This is a genomic window from Streptomyces sp. NRRL WC-3549, from assembly GCF_000721935.1.
Taxonomy (GTDB): Bacteria; Actinomycetota; Actinomycetes; order Streptomycetales; family Streptomycetaceae; genus Streptomyces.
The window spans coordinates 2,192-2,563 of sequence record NZ_KL585384.1 but is presented as its reverse complement, the minus strand read 5'-3'; the positions used below and the strand labels follow the sequence as shown (position 1 = coordinate 2,563).

Annotated in this window: 1 protein-coding gene; it reads left to right on the top strand. The window is 72.8% G+C overall.

Translation table 11 applies throughout. From position 1 onward, the window contains the following. On the top strand, nucleotides 1-372 hold a 372-nt coding region (locus tag IH13_RS0103350), incomplete at both ends, for a DedA family protein (protein ID WP_199814594.1).

The following is a 372-nucleotide window of genomic DNA, read 5'->3' as shown; positions in this document are numbered from 1 at the left end:
TATAAGAGACAGGCGGTCGGCTATCCGACCCTCTTCACGCTGGTGGCACTGGGGTCGCTGGTCCCGGTGGTGCCGACGGGGGCGCTGGTGAGCTCCGCGGCCGTGGTGGCGTTCCACCAGACGTCCCCGTTCTCGCTGCTCTTCGTGTTCGCCGCGGCGTCGGCCGCGGCGTTCCTCGGTGACCTGTGCCTGTACTGGCTGGGGCAGCGGGGGGTGCGGTCGAAGAACGGCTCGAAGTGGCTGGAGGCGCTCACCCGGCGGGCCGCGCCGGAGCGCCTGGAGCAGTCCCGGCGGAAGCTGGAGGAGCACGGCGGCGCGGTGCTGGTCCTCTCCCGGCTGGTGCCGGCGGGCCGCATCCCGGTGATGCTGGCC